Here is a 3,491-nt window from a genome sequence, read left to right as displayed (position 1 = left end):
CGTCTGCGCCTTCTTTTTGCCCGTGAGCCAGCTTTTTCTCACGAATCTTTGAGCGTTCTTTGCTGTCAGTTTGGGGCATCATCTTGTTGAGTTCGTCTAATCTTTTGCTTGCGCTGTTGACGATTTGCTTTGCCAGTATGGAGAACAGAAAACCGATACGCGCGTTGTTGACCGCAACCGGAGCATTGAAATTCATACTCAACGCTGTTCGTATCAGCATATTTTTCAGTGACCGCAGCTCCGGGTTCTTCTCGATTGGCACGTCGGGCTTGTCCTTTGTATCGTAGTAAAGGCTCAGCTTTTCGCGGTTAACCTCGTTCCACTTTGAGTAGATTTCAGATAAATCATCATCTTTAGCGATCTCATGCAGAGCGAAATCCACAAGCTTTTTCAACTTTCTCGGCAGGTAACCGTAGAGTTTTTTACCTTTTTGCTGTTGTAATTCATCCTTAATTTTTCTCAACAGAAAAAGATAATAGTCAGCGTTGGACAACGATTTCCTCGCTTGAATCTGTTGTAACAATTCAGCCAAATTATCTTTCAGCTCACTCCTATAGCCTGTTTCTATCGTCGCAAGCTTGTACTGTTCATCACGAAATATGTCCTGACCAAACGCGCGGCGCAGCTCCTTGATTCCCTTTTCGGAAAGGAAACCTTCTTGCCCTCTCGAGAAAATCACCAGATGAATATGCGGATGGTGGGTTGTGTTATGAAACGCGCCGTACCACTCCAAGTCCTCAACCTTGATTCGATGGGCTTTGGCTATCTCATTCATGTTCCTGCGAACAAGATTTTTCCACGCTTCAGCATTGTTAAAGTGCAATCGTTCTGCATCCTCACGGCGCAAGCTGACAACCTCAGTCCAGATTACTCCTTCATGATTGGCGACCCGTTCCGCAAACGTATTGAGGTCGATCGGCATATCAAACTGCGTAAACAATCCGTGAGAGCCGAGTTTTTCAACGCCCGGTCGGTTGGAAATGTAGTTGACCAAACCTTTCAATTCATCCGCACGGTCAGCGTATCTCTCCGCGACAGCATCGAGAAACTCATTCGCGTTCTCTCTTGTTGGCATTGCATAGTAGTCATCATATTCAAGAAACTTTTTGCTTGTTTTGCTTTTCAGTTTACCGACTTTGACTTCGAGCTTTGGAACATATTCCAAGCCGTCGCGGACGTGAACTTCCTTAACACCGCGCTGCAAGTGAATCACCCTATTTTCGAGATCTATGTCACTGTTGATGATACCGCACAACTCCCCTGCCCTCAATCCTGTGTTGAGCATAAGGAAATAAGCCGCAGACTGTTGATAGACAGGCTTGCCGTTTGCGAAGCGTTTGAAGGCTTCCGCTTTGATCTTCTCCAACTCATCGTCGGTGAATACGACCACCAGATCACACTGCGGCTTGCTCTCCTTATTCTGCGAGGCAAGGTAGTTATCCTTCTTCGTCATATCGATAATCGCCATCGGATTGTTTGGGATAGCTCCCTCTTGATAGAGTTGCTTGAAGAACATCTTTAGCAGCGAGTAGGCTTTCTTGCTCGTTGTGAAAGCGTAGCCCGCGTTCATATGCTTGGTGAGCAGCTTTTTGATATCGGAGGGTGTGACATCCCCGACCGGCTTGTTTCCGATGTAAGGATAGATTTGATGTTCGGCGATACATTCGTAGCGGTCATAAGTCGTTCGCTCAACTTCTGGGTACTTGTACACTCGAAGCCAATTCTTCATACTTTCTTTCAGCGGTTTCCGGGCTTCATCCGAGTTGGTGACTTGCTCATTGAAATTCTTGACATACTCTGTCATCTTCGCCTGCAAAGTCTTTTTCTTTTTGCTGGAGAAGCTCTTGCGTTGAGCGACACCGAACTCATCCTTGTACCTAACCATTCCAATCCAGCGACCATCTCTCTTCTGCCAAATGTTGCCGTTGTCTAATAATTCTCGTTTCATCGTATCGACCTCCTTTTTTGATAACCACAACAATACCACAAGCACTGGTCAGTATCCAGCAAAAACCGTAACAAAAAATACGGCGAAAACTTGTGAAAAACCAACTATCTCAACTTCCCTACTTCCATTTTACACGAAGCAGTGGGCTATATTCAGGACAATGCAGTTTTGGGCATAAAAAATCCCCATAACCCGACATTTGTCAAGTTATAGGGATAGATTTCCTCTGTTATCTTCATTATAGCGTATCTGCAAAAACGTGTCAAGAGCGTTTTCTGCTGAATTTTGTCGAATCACCCAGCCACATCGCAGCCACCGAAAAATCTTTTTCAAGACGTGCGATATCCAACATACCCGGGCATCGGTCAAAGACCACGGAAATCGCGTGTGAAAGTGCGGCATAGGTTATCATAACAACGTTACCTGTCGCGTGCGAATCGCATGTCTTTCCGGGCAAAAACTTTTAAAAGAATTGCGTTTCTGCGTTTTTATCGAGAAAACATCTTGACAAAACCGCGTGTCTGTGTTATGATATTTCCTGCAAGTGACAAGTGTTCATTTGCAGCGATTAAATATTTAGGGGTATAGCTCAGTTGGTAGAGCAGCGGTCTCCAAACGTCAACCGCAACTTGATTTCCCTCATGATTACTGGATTTCTCAGGCTTGAAACTTCGGTTTCAAGCCTTTTTTCGTGTTTGTAATTTTGCAAGTCGTTAAAGTAATTTATGCAAAATCGAGGCCAAAACCGGCAAAAGATTTCGGAACAGCATCAAAAGACCAGCAATATTTCATTAGTCGATGAAAGGCTGTTTTCCGATGTCTGAAAACGTCTGACTGATACTTTTTAGAGTTAGTTCAACTCAAATTTCATATCGGTCTCGCCTATTGAGAAGCAATTCAATATATCCATAATCATAAATCTAAATTCTATCCCAATAAAGATTAAAACGCTGCACTCAACAAGTAATGTCAAGTACAGCGTTCGTAGTTTAAACTGTAAGTGATTTCAACCCATCGTCAGTTATTTCAGCACGGCAAAAAACAGCTTTTCTTTGTTTATGCGTCGCAAAATTTGACCTTTAACTCTGAGGTTTTTCCACTACTATATGCTGCTAAATATACAAAAGAATTATTTAAACTTCCGCAGTAATAATCTATATAATCTGAAGAAATAATTGCTTTGTCATGTCCTGTTATCCAACTATTAGCTGCTGAAAGTTATTCGATCACCGTCAAACTCTTTTCCGCTTTTTTGACGGAGGTTTTGTTGAGCGCTGCAGCGATCACTAAAACTATGAGCGCAAAAACCGCAGCCGTGACAGCAGCGATCGTCACCGTTGTGCTGTTAATGAATATCGCGGAAAGCTCCGGGATCATCGCAATGATAATGAGAACAAACAAAGCGATATACATCACAAATCCGACGACAAGGGCGACGGCGTTTATTCCGCCCAGCTTGCGTGATAGTTCCGTTTCGCTGTCCCGGTTGAAAACCGGACTCTTGGCATTGCTCACGAGCATACAGTTGACAAAGATCAAGTTA

The 3,491-nt window shown here is 43.8% G+C and carries 3 protein-coding genes; all 3 read right to left on the bottom strand.

Annotated elements, in window-relative coordinates; genetic code table 11:
• A partial coding sequence (mobP3, locus tag KQI64_RS08015; protein ID WP_216524175.1) for a MobP3 family relaxase occupies positions 1-1,948 on the bottom strand: 1,948 nt, incomplete at its 3' end.
• A gap of 262 nt (positions 1,949-2,210) precedes the next feature.
• A complete protein-coding gene (locus KQI64_RS08010; protein WP_216524174.1) occupies positions 2,211-2,405 on the bottom strand; it encodes a hypothetical protein in 195 nt (64 codons plus the stop codon).
• Between the two features lie 761 nt (positions 2,406-3,166).
• Positions 3,167-3,491 (bottom strand): hypothetical protein (locus KQI64_RS08005; RefSeq protein WP_216524173.1); only part of this gene is annotated, 325 nt, incomplete at its 5' end.

Origin of the sequence: Lachnoclostridium sp. MSJ-17, from assembly GCF_018918205.1 — a bacterium.
In the GTDB taxonomy this organism is placed as follows: Bacteria; Bacillota; Clostridia; order Oscillospirales; family Acutalibacteraceae; genus Ruminococcoides.
The sequence above is the reverse complement of the archived record's forward strand: the minus strand, read 5'-3'. Positions and strand labels throughout refer to the sequence as shown.